Consider the following 18,349-nt stretch of genomic DNA (forward strand, 5'->3'; position numbering starts at 1 on the left):
ACGCACGCGAAGCCCGCGGCGTCACTGGGAGAAAAGAAGAAGAAGAGCCCGCTAGGCGCGGGCTCGCTATGCACGGCGGCAAGCGCGAACGCGCGCCGCCTTGTACCGGGAAACGATCCGTCGATCAGTTCGCCGGAACGACCTGCCCTCGAATTTCGCCGCTCGGATTGGCCGCCGTATGAACGTTGAAGTACCACTGGCCGTTCGTCAAATCGTCAGCCTGCTTACTGGTAAGCTTCGCCTCGCCTTCGATCGGGCTCGCCAGTTTGTCCTTCGGAATACCGATTTGAACGCCGGCGTTCTGCCCCACGGGCGCGGGACCATGGAAGTGCGCCATCATAGCCGGGCCGGATAAGCCTTCGTACGTGATCTTCCATTTGAGTTCCTTCGTCGACGTGTCGAACGTCGCCTTCAGATCGCCGTGGCCGCTGGACGTTTTCGGCGGTACTTCGGACGACGGCTCGAGATCCGCCTTCAACACCACCGACTCGGCAAAGGCGGCGCTCGTTGCCACCGCCCACAACAGAACGGCGACATTCAGCTTTCGCATAACGTGCATCGTGCTCTCCTGTTTCCAGTTTGTTGAGGCCGCCTGTGCAACGAGGTTCGCACCCTGCTTGCGGCGGTTCCACATACTAGAACAAGTTGCGCACGCGCGTGTGTCAACAGACCTTGCGGAACATCGCGTCGACGACGGTGCCGGGACTCACCGCCGCCCAGGTCGCATCGGCGGAACGCAGCACGCCGGCCGGCGTGCCGTCCGCGGCCAGGTAATGCGTGTCGAGCGTGCGCCACTGCTTGCCCGCGCAATCGATTTGATAGCGGCTGATCGATACGGCGACCGGCCTACTCGCCCCGGGCATCATCGACGGCGCCTTCCAAGTGGTTTTCGCGGTGTACTCGATATAGCCGTCGGAATCGGTTGCAATGCTGTCGGAGTCGACCGCGTAGTCGAGATCGCTAGCGCTTTTCAAGGGGGTCCATTGGGTGGCGTCGGCGTACGCCATCGAGCCGAGCGCAATGGTGAAGACGATCAAAGGGCGGAGCCAATTCATATTTTGTGTCCCGACGTTCGACATTGGCCCGGCTTCTCGAATTCGCTAATTATTTTGGTGTTCGGTAGATTTTGCCGCATCCTGCATATTTTTCCGCATGACGATCGGATTCTAGCAGAGCATGCGAACCCCGCGTGCCTGAAAATCTCGTGAATGGGTTCGCGCTGGCGCAAAGTGCAGGGGTGCACTACGCCCTTTGGCGATGTCCGCCGGCGTTTGCTAGGCCGTGCGTTGACGCGTCATCGCTCGATCATCGCGCCGTCATTGCGGCGATTGCACGACGGCGGCCACGTCGACGCCGCTCGCTGCGTCGACCGCTTCGAAATCCTTGGCCCGCGTACTGACTTTGCGCGCGTACGCGGTAGAGCCGCCGTAGCTCTTGAGCGCGACGCTCACGTCGCCGCGTGCCGATTCGATATAGCCGTGCAAGATGGCCGAACCCGCTTCGATGTTGGCGGCCGGTTCGGTCAAATCGAGGTGTTTCACGAGTTGTCTGTGCGCCGCCGGCACGACTTGCATGAGCCCCGTCGCGCCATGCTTGCCGCGCGCATGATCTTGGAAGCGCGACTCGATCGAGATGATCGCGAGCACGAGCGCGGGCGGCAGCGAATACTTCGACGCGGACGACATCACCGCCGACGAGATTTGCTCGGCTTTCGCGCGCGCAAGCCCAAACTTTTGCGTGAGCATGTCGCGGATGCGATGCATTTGGCCGAGCCCGGCGCTGCTCGCCGCGAGCGGCGCGGATGCGGTTGCCCCCGATGCCGGCGAGATCGCCTCCGACTCGGATGCCGTGACCGACACCGCGGCCAAAATCGCCGGCGCCGAAGCCGCCGCTCGAGCGCCGGCCGCCCTGGCTTGCGACGCCGCCGCAGGCGCGCGCGATGCGTCGTCGGACGCCTGCGCAATCGCGGACGCAGCGAAACCGAGCGAAACAAGCAAGGCGCGGAGAAGTCGACTCATGAGGCAACGGGGATGGGACGGTGCGCCGCATTATAGCGGCTCGTCGTCGGCCGTTCAGGGGCCGGATTGAATTCATCAGTCGATTAAAAGGGAGCGGCCCTGTCCCATCGAGCCGCTCGCTCGGGCACGGCTGGCTTCGGCCTTCGGCAAAGGTTCTGCGGGCGCGTAGGCGCGTAGGCGCGTAGGCCATACAGGATAGCGATTCCCGTTTCGACGAAACGAAAGCCGTTAATCATAAACGACACGCGACCACCACCTTGCTCGTCGCGCAATGTTTGCCGCTGCGACTTTCTTCTAACTTATTGCGTATTTAATTCCACATTCACTATTACGAGCGTATATGAGTAACAATACTAAACAAATATCCTAATTCTGTAAGTAAAGATTGCTACACAACATAACCTCGAATAATCACGTCATAAAACGCCAAACCTTCCTGACTTCCGGCTCGGTTTATTGCTCCCCCTCGGGTGGGATGGTTCTATCACGGGGTGCAGCACCGTGAACAAGAGACGCGCATCCATGGCGCAGGGAAGGACCAATGCCGAACGTAGTCGAACCCGATCCGCACCAGCCGAAACCGATCGCGCCGCCCGGCTGCGGCAGCGCCGCGCTCGCGCTGCCGCGAGCCGGCTTGCCGGTGCGCGGGGAGCGCGCCGATTCGCCGGCCACGCTGGGTGCCGGCAAACAACGCGAGGCGGCGCGCGCAAGCCGCGCGTGGCTCGGCACGCGCGTGCGAAACGCATTGCGCGCCCTCAAACACATCCTGCCCGACACGCTGTTTCTGTGGCTTTCGCATCGGCGCCACGTGGGGCGTTTTCCCAATCTGATCGCGCCGAAGACGTTCAACGAATTCATCCTCCACCGCTGCCTGCACCCGGAGCCGCAATGGAGCATGCTGGCCGATAAGCTGGCCGTGCGCGAGTTCGTCAGGCAGCGCATCGGTGAGGAGTATTTAGTTCCGCTCATCGCCGTACCCGACGTTTTTACCGAGGACGTATTCGATTCGCTGCCGGACTCGTTCGTCATGAAGACGAATCACGGCTGCGGCTATGTCGAGATTGTCGAAGACAAGCGACGGACCTCGTTCGAGCACTTGAACCGGCTCGCGCAAAAGTGGTTGGCCGAGGATTTCTATCGCGCCTCTCGCGAGCGGCATTACCGGCCGATCAAACCGAGGCTGTACTTCGAGCAACTGCTGCTGGACCGGACCGGCAACGTCCCTGCCGATCTGAAGATGAACATGTTCGGCCGCGATGCCGCCGGCCCGATCATCTACGCCGGCATCGTCTCGGATCGCTTCGGCACACCGCATGGCGACGTGTTCGATGTGCGCTGGAATCAGCTCGATCTCGCCGTCGGCCACTATCCGCGCAGCAAAGTCCCTCCGCCGCCACCGCCGCACTGGGACGAAATCGTCCGCCTTGCCACACGCCTGGCCGACGGGCTCGGCTATGTGCGCGTCGATCTCTACGTGCCCGACGGCAAGGTGTATTTCGGCGAGTTGACGTTTACGCCCGGCGCCGGCGTTTTCCCATTCCATCCCGACCGATACGACTACGAGTGGGGACAGCTCTTCAAAAACATGATCGAAGGCGGTCGACGTACGGATCGCAGCAGTTTCAAACAAGGCTCGCCGGTATGAACAAACAGACGACCATGACGCCCACGATCGCCACTGCCGACTCGGTATCGCAAGCGCTGCTCGACATCGAACGCTCACTGCGCACGTCGAGCGACATCGAGGCGGTATCCGACCCGCTGCTGCGCGACACGTACGCCGCCGGCCTCGCGTGGATGCAGCGCTTCATCATGCAGCCGCATCGGGACCTCGGACGCAAAGGCGCCGTGTGCCCTTTCGCAAAACCGGCGCATGAAGAGCGGGCCTTGCTGCTCAGCGCCTTCGACGCGGCGAGCATGCCGTTCGACACGTACATCACCGCACTGATGCGCCTGCCCTATCTGTTCGAGCACGTGGCCAAGGCACGCCGCGAGCCGTCCGAGCTTCTGTCGCTCGCCGTTTTTCCGATGGGCTTGCAGGCCGATGCCTACTACAAGTTCATCGATTGCGCGCACGCGATCTTGAAGCCGTTCTATATGGAATGCGGCTTGATGCTCGGCGAGTTTCATCCCGCCAGCACCGTGCGCGGCGCGCATTCCGACGCGTTCCGCCCGATGCGTGCCGACGTGCCGCTGTTCGTGATTCGTGCCATGGCGCTGCACGACGTGCTGTTCATCGACGGCAAGTCGACGCCGATCGGCATGCGCGTGCACGAGCTCGAATGCTATTTGCGCTGGAATGCGCAGCGCTTGCCCGCGAGCGACGCTGAACGCATCCATGCGCGCCTTGCCGAGCGGCGGGCGCAACTGGTCGACGACGAAATCGCAATCTCGGTTTAATCGATCGAGGATAAGGGAAGGAGTGGATGTAATGGACGAATTGTCGTGGGAAGAGTGGCAGTCGCTGTGTGAAATGATGAACGGATATATCAAGACGCAGGTGCTATCGACGGCATGCGATCTCGGCGTATTCGATGCAATCGAGCGAGGCGCCACAGTCGCTTCGTTGTCCAAGCAGCTCGAAATCGCCGAGCACGGCTGCCGCGTGCTGCTTCTCGGCCTCAAGCAATTGAAGCTCGTGAGCGAGCGCGAAGACGGTGCCCTCGTGAATGCGCCGCTCACGCGTCGCTGTTTGCTGCGCGGATCGGCGCAATCGATGGTTCCGTTCGTCCACCTGAACGATAAGATCCAGCATCGCGCCTGCCTGCATTTCACGCGCGCATTGCGCGAAGGGCGCAATGCCGGTCTCGACGAATTTCCCGGCGATACGCCAACGCTTTACGGACGCATGGCCGTCGACCCCGCGCTCGAGCGCCTGTTTCACGAGGGGATGGGCGCCTATACGCGGCTCTCTCCGCGCATGATGGCAGTCAAGGAGTTCGGCGACGTATCGACGCTGCTCGATCTCGGAGGCGGCGACGGCACCAATGCGGTTCGCCTCTGCGAGCGCTATCCGTCATTGAAGGTGAAACTCGTCGACCTGCCTTCCGTGATCGAGAAGGCGCGGGCCAACATCGCGGCGCACGGCCTCGCCGATCGCGTCACCTGTGAGGCCGTCGACATGTTTGCGGACCCTTGGCCGAACGGATGTGACGGCGTGATCTTCTCGCACGTCCTCGAGATTTTCTCGCCGGACAGAATCCGGTTCCTCTACCAAAAGGCGCGCACCTACCTCGAACCGGGCGGGCATCTGTTCGTTTGGTCGCTGATGTGCGATGACGACGAAGCGGGCGGCTTGCAGTCGGTCAAATCGTCGCTGTATTTCGTCACCGTCGCGAGCGGCGAAGGGATGGCCTATCCGGTGCGCAATCACGTCCAGTGGCTGAACGAGGCCGGCTTCGATACGATCGAGCAGTACGACGCGCGCGCCATCGATCATTGCGCGCTCGTGGCGCGCTAATGCGGGCATGACGAAATTGGCGCACCCGCAGGCGCGCCATCTTCAAGCCAACGCAATCGTTAGAGACGTCAAAGACCTTGAAGGCACGAGCGACGCTCAGGCCTCCAGTTGCTCGAGCACCTTGCCCTTCGTCTCGATACCGAGGAAGTGAACCGTCACGGCGGCAAGGAACGGCACGGCCGCGAGGATGTAGAACGCGACGTCGAGATTGCCGCCGATCATCGTCTTCGACACGATCGTCGGCGCGAAGATAGCGGCCACCTTCAGCCACGCGCCGCCAACGCCGCAGCCGAGCGCGCGGATGCTTGTGGGATAGAGTTCCGGCGTGTAGACATAGGCGGTGATGAATCCGCTCGCCAGGAACCCCAGCGCCAGCGCGCAGAACGTCGCGACGACGTACACCGACATCGAATAGCACGCGCCCGCCAGCGCCAACGAAAGCGCACACAGCACGAACGAGACGTTGATGATCGGCTTGCGGCCCACCTTGTCGACGAGCAGCGCGCAGGTCAGCGAGCCCAGCACGCCCAGCACCGAAGCGGCCACGGCCAAGTTCAGCGCGAGTTGCAGCGGTGCGTGGTAGATCGTGCGATAGATCGTCGGCAGCCAGGTCGACAGCCCATACTGAATAAATCCGCAGGTCATCCACAGCATCGCGACGGCAAGCGTACGTTTCAGATAGGCCGGCCCGAGCAGATCCTTCACGCTGCGCTTCGGGTGACGATTGGCCAATGCATCGAAATGCGCGGCGTTCGTCACCGGCTCGAGCACGCCTTTCGCCGCACGCTCGAACGCCGTCACCGCAACGTCGGCTTCCTCGAGCCGCGCACGCTCGGCCAGCCAACGCGGCGATTCCGGCACGAGACGACGCAACGCGACGAACAGAATCAGCGGCATGCCGCCGATGAAGTACATCGTCTGCCAGCCGAAACGCGGTACGACCCACGCGCCGAGCGCATTCGACGCCAATAGACCGATCGGGAACACGATCTCGTAGAGCAACACGAAACGTCCGCGGCCATGCGCGCGGCTGATCTCGTTGATGTAGGTGGCCGCGACCGGCAGCTCGCCGCCGAGGCCGATACCCTGCACCACGCGCAGCGCAGCGAACACCGCGAAACCGGGTGCGAAGCCGCACGCAATGCTCGTCACGCCGATGATGCCCGAACTCCACGCGATGGCGCGCACGCGGCCGTGCCGCTCGGCGAGCCACGGAAACAGGAACGCGCCGAGCAACTGGCCGACGGACCCGGAGGCGATCAGAAAGCCGATCGTCCAAGGCGATAGATGCCACTTCTGGATCAGCATCGGCAGCGTCGCGGCAATCGCGATCACGTCGAAGCCGTCGAAGAACGTGGCCAGGCCGATGAGCAAGCGCGCACGCACCTGCATGGCGTTGCGCGGCAGCCGCTCGAGCCGCGCGATGATCGACCCGCGCGTGTGCGGCTCGCTCAAGTCGACGCCGCTGCCCTGCCCGATGAAGTTATCGATGATACCCATGCGTCTCGTCCTCCTGTCCCCTACGTGTGATTTATGCAAGTGTCTTGCCGATGTCGGTCAGGGCCGCGAGATCGACCGGGCGGCCCTGGCTCATCCATTTGCGTGCGAGCTTCAACTCGCGCGGCGTATTGATTGCGATCACGCCACGCAAGTTGCCGTGCTCGACAAAGAACAACGTCGCGCGTTTCTCGTCGAGACTGCCGCGCACGACCGGCGAGCAATCGGTGGGGATGTCGCCGAGAATCTGCAGATTCACGTCGTACTGATCGGACCAGAACCACGGAATCTCGGCATACGGGGTCTTCACGCCAAGCACTGCCCTGGCCGCGGCGATCGCCTGGTTCTGCGCGTTGGCCCATGATTCGAGCCGCACACGGCGTTTGAGCCAGGCATTCGGATGATTCGCGACGTCGCCGCAGGCGAACACGTGAGGGTCCTCGGTCGCGCCGAATTCATCGACGACGATGCCATCGGCAATCGCCAGCCCGGCTGCCTCGGCAAGCATCGTATTCGGCGCGAGACCGATACCCGCTACGGCGAAATCGGCATCGAGCGTCGAACCGTCGGCAAACGTCGCGCGCACGCGGCTCGCGCCGTCGGGATGGTCATCGAGCGAAACGAGCGATACGCACAGGCGTACGTCCACGCCGTTCGCGCGATGCAAAGCGAGCAGGAAATCGGAAACGGCCGGTGGCACGGACCGTGCGCATAGACGCGCGGCCCCTTCGACGACGCATGCCTCGACACCAAGCTTGCGCGCCGTGGCCGCGACTTCCAACCCGATCCAGCCGCCGCCGACGACCAGCACGCGCCGGCTGCCGCGCAGACGTTCGCCGAGCGCTACGGCTTCGTCGAGCGTGCGCAAATAGGTAAGGTGCGACGTCTTCGCTATTTGCCGCGGCAGCCGACGCGCCGCACCGCCCGTTGCGATCACGAGGCGGTCGTACCGCACTTTGCGCCCCGAGGCCGTCTTCACGATGCGCGCCGCGCGATCGAGCAACGTGGCGCAATCGGGCTGCCACGCCTCGACGTTCAGCGTCTCGAACTCGTCCGGCTTCACGATGCGCACGGTGTCGATATCGGCGTCGCCCGCGAGCACCGCCTTCGACAACGGCGGGCGCTCGTAGGGCAGATGCATCTCGTCCGCGATCATCACGAGCCGCCCATCGAAGCCTTCCTTGCGCAGCGTCTTCACCACCCAGCCCGCCGCCTGGCCACCGCCGATCACGACGATGGTGCGCGGCGCTTCATCCGTAGCTGCATCGGCGCTCATTGCTTACGCTCCGTCATGAACTTGCCTTGCGGCACTTGCACGTTCGCCGATGCGCTCTTCTGGCGGCGCGTGTTGCCGTCGAGCCCGCCGTCGACCGCCCATTCCGCGAACACCGTAGGCCCAGGCTCGAACTCGCGCGGCTGCCATGCGGGCGTGAGGATGTCTTCGTCGGCGTAGTACTCGATCAAACCGCCGGCCGGGTTCTTGAAATACCAGAAGTAAGCCGATGAAACCGGATGCCTGCCCGGCCCGAGTTGCGTGGTCCAGCCGCAGCGGCTGATGTGCAAGCCGCCGCCGAACACTTCGTGAATGTCGCGTACGGTGAACGCGACGTGGTTCAGGCCGCATCTACCGTCGGGCAGCGCGAGCAGGAACAAGTCGTGATGACCGCCGTGCGGTGCGCAGCGCATGAATGCGCCGCGATTCGGATAGCGGTCGGATGTCTCGAAGCCGAGCAGTTCGTGATAGAACTGCTCCTGCTCGGCCAGGCGGTTCGTGAAGAACACCACGTGTCCCACTTCGATCGGCTCGGCGTGCTCGTAGACGGGCGAAGGCTGATCCACGCGCAGCACCTGGCCCCACACATTCGATGGCGACCCTTTCACGTCGAGTTCGCGCTTGCGCGTCACCTCCACGCGAATCGCCATGCCGGCCGGGTCGTAGCAGCCGACTGCGTCTTGCGTTGAATAAAATCCGCGCTGTCCGGCGAGCCGCGTGCGCAGCGCATCGAGCTCCGCGCACGTGGCCACGCCCCACGTCACTTCGCGCAGCGTCGGGCCCGCTTCGAACGCGATGGGCAACGACGGGTCGCTCGCATCGACCACGAGAACCGTACAGCCGTTCATCGTTTCGAAGCGCGTGCGCGTCTCGTCGCGCGCGACCTCCTTCAAACCCCAGTCCGCGAAAAAGCGTCGACAGGTGTCGAGATCCGTCACGCCGTAGGTGATCTGTTCGATGCCGAGAATCGTCATGATGTGCGTCTCCGTGCGTGCTCAGGCGCCCGCCCAAGGCAGCGCGCTGTCGTTCAAACCCCAGTAGAGGCTCTTTTGCTGCATGTACTCGCGAATGCCGAGCCGCCCCTTCTCGCGGCCCATGCCGCTCTCTTTCCAACCCGAGAACGGCGTGGAGATCGAAAACAGCTTGTACGTATTGATCCAGACGGTGCCCGCCTCGAGCGCGCGCGCGACCCGCCAGGCACGCTTGTAGTCGCGCGTCCAGATGCCGGCGGCAAGACCGAACACGCTGTCGTTCGCCTGCTCGAGGAGCGCTTGCTCGTCGTCGAACGGCATCGCCACGAGCACCGGCCCGAAGATCTCTTCCTGGCAAATGCGCGCACGATTGGGCAAGCCTTCGAGAATCGTCGGTTGATAGAAGAAGCCGTTCTCCCGGCCATCGCCCACGGGCCGCTCGCCGCCGCACAGCAGACGCCCTCCCTCTTCGAGCCCAAGCGCCACGTAGCGCTCGACCGATTCGCGATGCTTGCCCGAGATGAGCGGACCCATCTGCGTGTCGGCCCGTGCGGGATCGCCGACACGCAGCTTGCGTGCGCCTTCCACGAGCCGCTTCATGAACGCGTCGTAGATCGAGCGCTGCACGAAGAGCCGCGAGCCCGCGATGCACGCCTCGCCCGACGAACTGAAGATGCCGTACAGCACACCGTTCACGGCGTGATCGAGATCGGCATCGTCGAACACGATCGTCGGAGACTTGCCGCCCAATTCGAGCGAAACCGGCATCAGCTTTTCCGCCGCGAGACGCGCGATGCCGCGGCCTACCTCCGTGCCGCCCGTAAACGACACCTTCTTCACGCGCGGATGCCGCACGAGCACGTCGCCGATCACCGAGCCCTTGCCCGGCAGCACGCTGAGCACGCCCTTGGGCACGCCCGCTTCCTCGCAGATGCGTGCGAGCGCGAGCGACGTAAGCGGCGTGACTTCAGCAGGCTTGAGGACCACGGCATTGCCACCCGCGAGCGCGGGGGCGAGCTTCTGCGCGTCGGAGGCGATCGGCGAATTCCACGGCGTGATCGCGGCGATGACCCCGATCGGCTCGTGCACGCTCATCGTCAAGTAATCGCCGCGCGAAGGCGTCAGTTCCTCGTCGAGCGTTTCGAGGCATGCCGCGTAGTAGCGAAACGTGTTCGCGGCGCTCGCGACGAGCGCACGCGTCTCGCCGATCGGCTTGCCGTTGTCGCGGCGCTGCAACTGCGCGAGCGCCTCATGCCGCTGCGTGATGAGCTCGGCGATGCGGTACAGCACGAGCGAGCGCTGATGCGGCTTCAAGCCGGCCCAGTTGGCGCAGCGCCACGCGGCGTCCGCGGCCTCGACCGCTTCTTGCGCATCCTCCGCGCTGGCCGTCGAGACTTCCATGTTCGGTGACTGATCGGCCGGATAGATGCTGACGAAAGGCGCGGCGCGTCCGCGTCGCCATTGCCCGCCGATCAAGATGTCGCCGTTCGGAACGAGGCTCGTATCGAATGGAGTCATGTCAAAGATCCCACTTGGTCCAACTGGTCATTCGTCTCGGCACTGCCCGCTTTTCGACGATCTCGACGATCGGCTCGAAGCGGGCGGCACCCTCGGTCGCGTCCGCTCGGGCGCGTTAGATCACGCAGCGCGCGGCGCGATTGCGCAACGCGCGTATCGCGCTGTAGGCGGTCAGCGCCGACGTCTTCGGGTTGTCCGGCAGCGGACGCCCACACATCTCCAGTGACATCTCGCCGAACGCCCCGCGGGCGACGATGCGATGCACGTTGCGCGTCACGGCCGGGTCGGCGATCAGGCGCACCTTCGTTTGATCGAGCCCGAGGCCCGCGAGCGCGACGGTTGCCGCCACGTTCGCGTTCCTCGGGAACAGACGCGCCGCTTCGCGCGCGCTGCCTTCGAAGATCACGCGCTCGCTCGTGAGCGCGCGCAAGTCGCACGCCTCTTCGGCCGGCGTGTCGAGCCAACCGAGCGGCGGCTTGCGCCCCGTGTAGAGCACCTCGTCGAGCCCACCGAGCTTCGCGGCCGACAGCGCGTCGATGCCGCCGATCGCCCCCGACAGCAGCGTGAGCGTCGCGTGACCCTCATCGGCGGCCAGCGAGAGTTGCTCGAGCAGATCGACATCCGACAGCGCGCCGATCGACGCGACGGCACAGTCGGTACCCGCCTTCAAGAGCGGCATGACATGATCGACGAGCGCGCCGTGCCCCGCGCATTCGAGCGCGAACTGCGGGCGGCTCGACAGCGCTTCGACCGACGACACCACCTCGACCATTGCATCGACTTGGCCGCGCACGAGGTTCGCGTGGTGCTCGGGAACGATCACATGCGACACGTGCACGAGCGGGTCCGCCTCGACCGCGCGGTAGACCGTCTGACCGATGGCGCCGAAGCCGATCATCGCGATGTCGACGGGCGCCGGGCGTGCGAGCGGATCACGCATGTTGCGGCTCCTCCTTGCGCACGGGCGGGCCGGCGAACGCCGTCTCGAAGCTGCCCACCGCTTGCATATCCACTTCGACGAGCACCGGGCCCGCGTGCGCGATCCCTTCGCCAATCACGGCCTCGGCCTCGTCGAGCGAGGACAGGCGATAGTGCTTGAGACCGAGGCTTGCACAGAACTGCGCGAAATCGGGCTGATGCAGATCGACGTAGTAGCGGCGGCCGCCGTACTGCGCATCCTGGATGTTGCGGATCACGCCGTAGCACTGGTCGTTCATCAATACGATCATCACGTTGGCCTTTTCCTGCACGGCCGTCGCAAGTTCGCCGACGTTCACCATGAGGCCGCCGTCGCCGACGAGGCATACCGTCTTCGCTGCCGAACCCGCGAGTGCCGCGCCGATCGCCATCTGCATGCCCTGGCCGATGCCGCCGCCGAGTGCATGCACGCCGGCGCGCGGGCTGAAGATCTTCAGCATCCGGTTACCCCACGTGCTGTTCGAGATCGTGACGTCGCGCACCCAGTTGTAGTCGCGGCCCACCGCGCGCTGCAGCGCCTCGACGAGACGTCGATACGGGCCGAGCCCCTTCGCGGTGTCGGCGACCGCCGTTTCGCGCGCGGCGGCGAGGTCGGCGGCGAACGAAGGATCGACCTCGAGCTTGCCTTCGAGGCACGTCGCGAGTGCGTCGAGGACCGCGGCCGCGTCGCCGTGCACGAACAGGTCGTTGCGATAGCCGCGGTTGTCGGCTAGAGCATCGGCATCGATGCGGTAGAGCGGCTGCGGTAGTGCGAGCTTGTACTTGAGCGTTTCGTTGCCGCGCAGGCGCGAGCCGACCACGAGCATCGCATCGCAGGTCGTGTAGAAGCGCTCCACGGCCGGATGCACGTTGAACGCGCCGAGCGTGGCCGGATGGTCTTCGGGCAGCACCCCACGCCCCTGCACGCTCGTGACCACGCCGAACCCGAGCGCAACGAGACGTTCCACCGCCTCACGGGCATGACGCGTGCCGCCGCCGAGCCACAACATGGGGCGCTTCGCTCGAGCGAGCGCCTGCGCCAGTGCTTCGACACGCGCCTCGTCGTGCGTCAACGCGCTCAAATGCGGCGCGGCGAGATCCTGCGGCCAGGCAGTCAACGCAGCTTGAATATCGATCGGAATCTCGACGCTCACAGGGCCGCTCGGCGCGGTCCGAGCGACCCGCACGGCTTCGCGCAGGGTCGCGAGCGCCGTGTCCGCCGAACGCACGCGAAACGCAGCCTTCGAGATCGACGAAAGCATCGTGAGCTGATCGGGCGCTTCGTGAATGTAGGCGAGGTCTTGATCGAGATATTCCGTTTCGATCTGGCCGGTGATGTGCAAAAGCGCGGTGCCCGCGGTCAAGGCTTCGACCATCGCGCCGGCGGCATTGCCCGCCGCCGTGCCCGTGCTCGTGAACGCCACGCCCAGGCCGCCCGAGACGCGTGCGAGTCCATCGGCCATATTGACCGCGCCCGCTTCGCCGCGCGCGCCGACATAGCGAATATTGCCGCGCCGACCGATGGCGTCGAGGATCGGCATGTTGTGAATCGAGATCACGCCGAATGCGGTCGTCACGCCGCATTGTTCGAGAAACGCGGCGATCAGTTCGCCGACGGTAGTGGTGTTAGACATGTCGTGCAACGCCTCCGGATACATCGATGTGACTGCCTGTCGTGTACGACGACAAGGCGGTCGCCAAATAAAAAAGCGCTTGGGCGGCTTCTTCGGGAAGACCGAAGCGGCCAAGCGGAATGTTTTTCTTGCGCGCGAGCGCGCGCGTCCAGTCGTCCCAACTCCGGCCGCGCGGCTCCTGCGCTTCGTAGCGGCGGCGCCACTGCCCCGACTCGACGATGCCGATCAGGATCGAGTTCACACGGATATGCTCGGGCGCGAGTTCGCCCGCGAGCGATTTGATCAAGCTGAGCACCCCCGCACGCGCCGAAGACGTCGCGACCATGTGCGGTTCCGGCTGCAACGCGAGCAGCGAATTCACGCAGACTATCGACGCGTTGCCGCATGCATTGCCGCTCGCCGCTGCCGCCGCCGCGCGCAGCATCGGCAGAAATGCGCGGGTCGGGCGGATGATGCTGAAGTACTTGAGTTCCAACTCTTCGCGCCAGGCGTCGTCCGTGGTGTCGGCGAACGTGGACACCCGCCCCTGGCCCGCGTTGTTCACGAGCATGTGCGTCGCGCCGAAACGCGTGTGTACGGCATCGGCAAACGCGCTCACGTCGGTTGCGTCGAGCACGTTGCAGCGCGTCGCGAGCAGTTGCGCCTGCGGAAAGCGCTCGCGCAAGCGCTGTTCGGCACGCGAAAGTCGCTCGGCATCACGCCCGCAGATCGCAACCGATGCGCCCGCCTGCAGAAACAGTTCGGCGGTCGCGAAGCCGATCCCCGACGAACCGCCGGTCACGACGGCAACCTGCCCCGTCAAATCGATTTGAATCATGAGAGCCCCAATGCCTTCATGTACTGGCTGCGCGCAGGCGGCCGATAGTTGAGCCGCTTCGAGAGTTCGCCGGCCGCATGCCGGACCTTGTCGATCAAACCCGTGTCGAGCAAGGCGCTGTCGATGCCGGGGCGCGGAATCGTCGTCGTGATGACGGCGACGATGCGTCCCGTGTCGTTGCGCACCGGCGCCGATACGACCGAGATGCCGCGCTCGAATGACGACTCGCTCACCGCATAGCCGCGCGCGGCATCCTCGCGAATGCGCTCGTAAAGCGCCTCCACCGTCTCCGGCGTCTGCTGCGTGAAGCGCTCGAGCTTCGATTCCGGATAGAGCGCGCGCAGCTCGCCGAGCGTGAAATCGCCCATCAGCACCTGCCCGTGCGTCGTGGCATGAGCGGGCAAACGCGTGCCCACGTTGACCTTCACCGAACTGAAAATCGGCGCGTGGCTTTGCGCCTTTGCAACGAACACGATGTCGCGTCCGTCGCGAATCACGATGTGGGACGTCAAACCCGTTTCGTCGCGCAGCATCTCGATCAGCGGCAGTCCGAGATCGGTGAGCTCGAGCGAGCTCAGATACTCGAAGCCGAGCCGCAGCACGGCCACGCCCAGGCGGTAGTTGCGGTCACGATCGGCGCGCTCGAGGAAGCCGAGCGATTCGAGCGTCTGCAACAGACGAAACACCGTCGTGCGCGGAATGCCAAGGCGGCGCGACAGCTCAGGCGCGTCGAGCACCGGCTCGCGTGGAGAAAATTCGGTGAGAATGCGCAGCCCCCGTTCGAGGCCGGGCACACGGTAGACCGTGTCGCCGCGGTCTTCGTCGGCGCTGGGGGCCGCACTGGCGGAATTGGGCGTCATTCAGATACTCCGTTGTGCTTGCGCGCTGCGACAAAACGCATCGATCAGCGCGTTGTAGACGTCAGGCGCTTCCACATAACCCGCGTGGCCCGCCCCCGGCACGATCGCGAACGGCGCGTTCGCCGCGCGAGCGATCGCTTCGCAGGCGGCCGGGGGCGTAATAGCGTCGTCCTCGCCGACCGCGACTTCGACCGGCCCCGTATAGATGGTCCGCGCCGCGGCGAGATCGGCGACGAGATCGGCGTTGGCAAGCAGATGCGTGGCTTGCGCATATCCGTGCGGCACCACGCGCGCCATATTCCAGCGGACCCACGCGCGCGACGCGTCGTCGGCGTGCGACGACAGCATGTTGTCGCTGCGCTGCCGCGCGAGCCCGGCGGAGCCGAGTTCGGCGAGCATCGCAAGACGAGCGTCGCGCTTTTGCGCACGCACCGCTTGCGGCGCCGCGCCGTAGCCCCCAGCCGGCGAGAGCAGCAGCAAGCCATCAAGACGCTCGCTCGCCGCCGCCGCAAACGCACCCGCGACGATCGCCCCGAGCGAATGGCCGACCAACACGCAGCGCGCGATGCCGAGCGCATCGAGCCAGCCCCGCAGCCGCAGCGCGTAATCCGCTGCGATCGGCGAGCGCGCGGCGACTGGCGTGGATGCACCGTAGCCCGGCGCATCCCACGCAAGCACGCGGCGCGCCGCACCGAGTACTTCGAACTGCTGCACCCACGAAGCCGCGCCCGAACCGATGCCATGCAGCAACACGAGCGGCGCCGCGCCGTCGGGGCCGGACGCTTCTCGATAGCTCACGCACGCGCCGCCGAGATCCGCTACGCGGACAGGAAAGCGGGCAAGACGCGCTTCGAGCGTCGCGGTCGCATCAACCGCCGGGGACATGGCATCGCTCATGATGTCGAGGACGGTTTCGGGGGCAGGGGCTGCGGGACGCTCATCGCTTGATCTTCGCGAGTGGCGAATCGGGCGGATAAGTCGGCGTGATCGGCTGGGGCGACCCGAGCATCACGCACATCAGCGCGTCTTCATCTCCGATATTGATTTCAGTGCGATAAACGCCCGGCGGCACCGAGATCAAGTCGCGCTCGCCGAGCACGGCTTCCCAGGTTTCGCCGTCGCGCTCGCAAATCACCTTCATTTTTCCGCGCAGGACGAAGAAGATTTCCTCGACGTCGATATGAATGTGGCTCGGGCCGATGTTGCCGGCCGGAATCACCATCGTCGAAAACGTGAACCCGCCTGCCGGCACGGTGTTCGAATCCTTCGCTACGCCGGTGCCGCCCGTCCCCACGTAGCGCATTTGTGCGCGGCGGTACTTCGGGTCGTAGTCGGCTTGAAACTTCAGCGCATCCCAGTCGTAGCGGCGCGTTTGATAGCGCGCCACGCGGCTTTCCATCCATTGTTCGAAGCTGGCGTCGGCGGGACGGTCCCACGACTTGCGCTCGATATCGGCATCGGCCATCGATTTCTCCTTTCGATTGGACTTGTTCAGTTCATGACAAAGCCGCCGTTCACCGGCAGCAACTGGCCGGTCACGAAGCGCGCGGCATCGGACAGCAGGAACAGCACGGGGCCCGTCACGTCCTCGGGCACCTGCGCGCGCTGCAGTGCGCGGCCTTCGAGGTAGTACGCGTGACGCGCGGCCGGCACATAGGCCGTCGCCTCCACTTCGGTAAGGCCCGGCGCGATCGCGTTGACGGTAATGGCGTCGGCGCCGAACTCGCGCGCGAGCGCATGCGTCATGGCGATGACCGCGCCCTTGCTCGCCACGTACGCGAGCAGCTTCGGCGCGCCCCACAGGGCCGTGTCCGAGGCGATGTTGACGATCGCGCCGCGACCCGACTCACGCAGCCACCGCTGCGCCGCGATGCTGACGAGCCAGGTGCCGCGCACGTTGACACTCATCACCGCATCCCACGTATCGACGGTCAACTCGCTCGCAAGCTTGCCGCCCGAGTGGGTGACGGCCGCGTTGTTGACGAGCCCGTCCACGCCGCCCATCCGTTGCGCGGCCGCTTCGACGAAGGCATGCACGCTATCGGGGCGCGCAAGGTCGAGCGGCAGATAGCCGACGTCGTGTCCGCGTTGCGAGAGCGTGTCGGCAAGCGCGGCGCCCGCGTCGTGCAACACGTCGCCGAACGTCACGCGTGCGCCGGCTTCGGCGAGCGCGCCGACGAAAGCGGCGCCGAGCCCTCGCGCACCGCCCGTCACGATTACGCGACGCCCCGTCAGCGCGGCGTGTGCGGCGTCACGCATGGCTGTGCCCCGCATCGAACGACGGCGCCCCACCATGCTGAGCGGCGTGCCATGCGTCGAGATCGGCGAAATGTTGCTGCGCACGCTGACGCAACATGCGTCGCACACGCGTCATACCGACGTCGTGCTGATAAAGGAATTCGTGATCGCGCGCGCGCGGCGCCATGCTCTCGAGCACGTAACGGTCTTGCTCGAGCACCGCCCAGTGCAGCCCTTCGAGTCGGTTGCGATACATGAAGCGCCACGCGTCGCGCTGCCAGCCCGACACCTTGCGCGTACGCCAGAAGTAGACCTGGCAGTTGTCCTCGTCGACGGGCACGGCGAAGCCGATGATTCCGAAGTTGCCGCCGGGGCCGAATTTCTTTTTGTACGGGATCGCGAGACGCATCCACAGGCACCCCGTCTCGCCCAGTTCGACCCAGTCGAAGTTGACGTCGCGCTGGCCGATCTTTTCGAACACGAGGCCCGTCTCGGTCTTGCGCACACGCATATCGGCCTGCTTGTCGCCTTCGGCCATCGAATGCGAGGTCGCGTGCAGATAGGCGCCGTGCATCGGGTCCATCACGTTGTCGATCGCGTACTGGTAGTTGCACTTCCAATTGGACATGCAGAGGAAGTGCGAATACGCGTCGTTCACCAATTCTTCCGGCAAAACGAGCGGCGCCGGTTCCTTGTGCGCGTCGTCGCCGAACCAAAGGAAGATCGCACCTGCGTGCTCTTCGACCGGATAGGACTTCACGCACTTCTGCCCTTCGAGGGGACATGCCGAAACGGCCGGCACGCTCTTCACGGTGCCGCCGCCGTCCACTTCGATGCCGTGATACCAGCAAGCCACGCGGTCGCCGAGATTCCAGCCGAGCGACAAACGTGCACCGCGGTGCGGACAACGATCTTCCAGCGCATGGACGCTGCCGTTTTTATCGCGCCAAAGCACGATTTGATCGCCTAGGCGTGTGAGGCCGATCGGCGCATTGCCGACCTGCCAGCTAGGCGCCACGGGATACCAATAGTTGCGCAAGCCGCTGTCGAGATAGGCGCGAATCGGATCGACGCTGACAGCGGATTCGAGTGTGGGAGACGTCATC

Annotated in this window: 18 protein-coding genes; 3 read left to right on the forward strand and 15 right to left on the reverse strand. The window is 64.8% G+C overall.

Going from position 1 to position 18,349, the window contains the following annotated elements:
* Positions 1-124: 124 nt before the first annotated feature.
* The 3 genes from J3485_RS16035 to J3485_RS16045 all read right to left on the reverse strand — a co-directional run bounded on the left by J3485_RS16035 (position 125) and on the right by J3485_RS16045 (position 2,018).
* The gene (locus J3485_RS16035) at positions 125-559 is read right to left on the reverse strand and encodes a CHRD domain-containing protein (RefSeq protein ID WP_206954403.1); all 435 of its coding nucleotides are present in this window, start codon (positions 557-559) and stop codon (positions 125-127) included.
* A gap of 103 nt (positions 560-662) precedes the next feature.
* Entirely contained in the window at positions 663-1,055 is a 393-nt protein-coding gene (locus J3485_RS16040) for a surface-adhesin E family protein (protein ID WP_206954405.1), read from the reverse strand.
* Positions 1,056-1,316: 261 nt separating this feature from the next.
* On the reverse strand, positions 1,317-2,018 hold the full coding sequence (locus J3485_RS16045; protein WP_206954415.1) for a transglycosylase SLT domain-containing protein: 702 nt from the start codon (positions 2,016-2,018) through the stop codon (positions 1,317-1,319).
* 541 nt (positions 2,019-2,559) lie between these two features.
* On the opposite strand from J3485_RS16045, the gene J3485_RS16050 reads away from it, so the two are divergent.
* The 3 genes from J3485_RS16050 to J3485_RS16060 are packed head-to-tail and all read left to right on the forward strand — an operon-like array spanning position 2,560 to position 5,478.
* Entirely contained in the window at positions 2,560-3,663 is a 1,104-nt protein-coding gene (locus J3485_RS16050) for an ATP-grasp fold amidoligase family protein (protein WP_206954417.1), read from the forward strand.
* On the forward strand, positions 3,660-4,418 hold the full coding sequence (locus J3485_RS16055) for a DUF6875 domain-containing protein (RefSeq protein WP_206954419.1): 759 nt from the start codon (positions 3,660-3,662) through the stop codon (positions 4,416-4,418). The genes J3485_RS16050 and J3485_RS16055 overlap by 4 nt, the downstream gene beginning before the upstream one ends.
* A gap of 31 nt (positions 4,419-4,449) precedes the next feature.
* Positions 4,450-5,478, forward strand: a complete 1,029-nt coding sequence (locus tag J3485_RS16060) for a methyltransferase (protein WP_206954421.1) — start codon at positions 4,450-4,452, stop codon at positions 5,476-5,478.
* Between the two features lie 96 nt (positions 5,479-5,574).
* Here the strand turns inward: J3485_RS16060 and J3485_RS16065 are convergent, their stop codons facing one another.
* From J3485_RS16065 to J3485_RS16120, 12 genes are all read right to left on the reverse strand, one after another.
* Positions 5,575-6,978 carry an MFS transporter gene (locus J3485_RS16065; protein WP_206954424.1) on the reverse strand — a complete coding sequence of 468 codons (1,404 nt, stop codon included), beginning with the start codon at positions 6,976-6,978 and terminating at the stop codon, positions 5,575-5,577.
* A gap of 31 nt (positions 6,979-7,009) precedes the next feature.
* Positions 7,010-8,251 (reverse strand): NAD(P)/FAD-dependent oxidoreductase, encoded by a 1,242-nt coding sequence (locus J3485_RS16070; RefSeq protein WP_206954434.1) that lies wholly within the window; start codon positions 8,249-8,251, stop codon positions 7,010-7,012.
* Positions 8,248-9,222, reverse strand: a complete 975-nt coding sequence (locus J3485_RS16075; RefSeq protein ID WP_206954445.1) for a VOC family protein — start codon at positions 9,220-9,222, stop codon at positions 8,248-8,250. The genes J3485_RS16070 and J3485_RS16075 overlap by 4 nt, the downstream gene beginning before the upstream one ends.
* A gap of 21 nt (positions 9,223-9,243) precedes the next feature.
* Positions 9,244-10,737 (reverse strand): aldehyde dehydrogenase, encoded by a 1,494-nt coding sequence (locus J3485_RS16080; protein ID WP_206954447.1) that lies wholly within the window; start codon positions 10,735-10,737, stop codon positions 9,244-9,246.
* A 115-nt stretch (positions 10,738-10,852) separates the two neighbouring features.
* Complete coding sequence (locus tag J3485_RS16085; protein WP_206954449.1) at positions 10,853-11,677, reverse strand: aspartate dehydrogenase; 825 nt, start codon at positions 11,675-11,677, stop codon at positions 10,853-10,855.
* Positions 11,670-13,328: a thiamine pyrophosphate-binding protein gene (locus J3485_RS16090; RefSeq protein ID WP_206954452.1), complete on the reverse strand. Its 1,659-nt coding sequence runs from the start codon at positions 13,326-13,328 to the stop codon at positions 11,670-11,672. Before J3485_RS16090 ends, J3485_RS16085 begins: the two co-directional genes overlap by 8 nt.
* Complete coding sequence (locus J3485_RS16095; RefSeq protein WP_206954454.1) at positions 13,321-14,145, reverse strand: SDR family oxidoreductase; 825 nt, start codon at positions 14,143-14,145, stop codon at positions 13,321-13,323. The genes J3485_RS16090 and J3485_RS16095 overlap by 8 nt, the downstream gene beginning before the upstream one ends.
* Positions 14,142-15,005 carry an IclR family transcriptional regulator gene (locus J3485_RS16100; protein WP_206954456.1) on the reverse strand — a complete coding sequence of 288 codons (864 nt, stop codon included), beginning with the start codon at positions 15,003-15,005 and terminating at the stop codon, positions 14,142-14,144. The genes J3485_RS16095 and J3485_RS16100 overlap by 4 nt, the downstream gene beginning before the upstream one ends.
* Positions 15,006-15,902 (reverse strand): alpha/beta fold hydrolase, encoded by an 897-nt coding sequence (locus tag J3485_RS16105; RefSeq protein WP_206954459.1) that lies wholly within the window; start codon positions 15,900-15,902, stop codon positions 15,006-15,008.
* A 40-nt stretch (positions 15,903-15,942) separates the two neighbouring features.
* On the reverse strand, positions 15,943-16,470 hold the full coding sequence (locus J3485_RS16110) for a cupin domain-containing protein (protein ID WP_206954461.1): 528 nt from the start codon (positions 16,468-16,470) through the stop codon (positions 15,943-15,945).
* Positions 16,471-16,496: 26 nt separating this feature from the next.
* Entirely contained in the window at positions 16,497-17,264 is a 768-nt protein-coding gene (locus J3485_RS16115; protein ID WP_206954463.1) for an SDR family oxidoreductase, read from the reverse strand.
* Complete coding sequence (locus J3485_RS16120; RefSeq protein ID WP_206954465.1) at positions 17,257-18,348, reverse strand: aromatic ring-hydroxylating dioxygenase subunit alpha; 1,092 nt, start codon at positions 18,346-18,348, stop codon at positions 17,257-17,259. The genes J3485_RS16115 and J3485_RS16120 overlap by 8 nt, the downstream gene beginning before the upstream one ends.
* Between the last annotated feature and the right edge of the window lies 1 nt (position 18,349).

This window comes from Trinickia acidisoli (assembly GCF_017315725.1).
GTDB lineage: Bacteria > Pseudomonadota > Gammaproteobacteria > Burkholderiales > Burkholderiaceae > Trinickia > Trinickia acidisoli.

Bases quoted from the DNA above. Each gene is read 5' to 3' on its own strand.
- J3485_RS16060 (WP_206954421.1), top strand. From the start codon at position 4,450: ATGGACGAATTGTCGTGGGAAGAGTGGCAGTCGCTGTGTGAAATGATG.
- J3485_RS16110 (WP_206954461.1), bottom strand. From the start codon at position 16,470: ATGGCCGATGCCGATATCGAGCGCAAGTCGTGGGACCGTCCCGCCGAC.
- J3485_RS16105 (WP_206954459.1), bottom strand. From the start codon at position 15,902: ATGAGCGATGCCATGTCCCCGGCGGTTGATGCGACCGCGACGCTCGAA.
- J3485_RS16065 (WP_206954424.1), bottom strand. From the start codon at position 6,978: ATGGGTATCATCGATAACTTCATCGGGCAGGGCAGCGGCGTCGACTTG.
- J3485_RS16095 (WP_206954454.1), bottom strand. From the start codon at position 14,145: ATGATTCAAATCGATTTGACGGGGCAGGTTGCCGTCGTGACCGGCGGT.
- J3485_RS16040 (WP_206954405.1), bottom strand. From the start codon at position 1,055: ATGAATTGGCTCCGCCCTTTGATCGTCTTCACCATTGCGCTCGGCTCG.
- J3485_RS16115 (WP_206954463.1), bottom strand. From the start codon at position 17,264: ATGCGTGACGCCGCACACGCCGCGCTGACGGGGCGTCGCGTAATCGTG.
- J3485_RS16080 (WP_206954447.1), bottom strand. From the start codon at position 10,737: ATGACTCCATTCGATACGAGCCTCGTTCCGAACGGCGACATCTTGATC.
- J3485_RS16035 (WP_206954403.1), bottom strand. From the start codon at position 559: ATGCACGTTATGCGAAAGCTGAATGTCGCCGTTCTGTTGTGGGCGGTG.
- J3485_RS16075 (WP_206954445.1), bottom strand. From the start codon at position 9,222: ATGACGATTCTCGGCATCGAACAGATCACCTACGGCGTGACGGATCTC.
- J3485_RS16045 (WP_206954415.1), bottom strand. From the start codon at position 2,018: ATGAGTCGACTTCTCCGCGCCTTGCTTGTTTCGCTCGGTTTCGCTGCG.
- J3485_RS16100 (WP_206954456.1), bottom strand. From the start codon at position 15,005: ATGACGCCCAATTCCGCCAGTGCGGCCCCCAGCGCCGACGAAGACCGC.
- J3485_RS16050 (WP_206954417.1), top strand. From the start codon at position 2,560: ATGCCGAACGTAGTCGAACCCGATCCGCACCAGCCGAAACCGATCGCG.
- J3485_RS16055 (WP_206954419.1), top strand. From the start codon at position 3,660: ATGAACAAACAGACGACCATGACGCCCACGATCGCCACTGCCGACTCG.
- J3485_RS16070 (WP_206954434.1), bottom strand. From the start codon at position 8,251: ATGAGCGCCGATGCAGCTACGGATGAAGCGCCGCGCACCATCGTCGTG.
- J3485_RS16120 (WP_206954465.1), bottom strand. From the start codon at position 18,348: ATGACGTCTCCCACACTCGAATCCGCTGTCAGCGTCGATCCGATTCGC.
- J3485_RS16090 (WP_206954452.1), bottom strand. From the start codon at position 13,328: ATGTCTAACACCACTACCGTCGGCGAACTGATCGCCGCGTTTCTCGAA.
- J3485_RS16085 (WP_206954449.1), bottom strand. From the start codon at position 11,677: ATGCGTGATCCGCTCGCACGCCCGGCGCCCGTCGACATCGCGATGATC.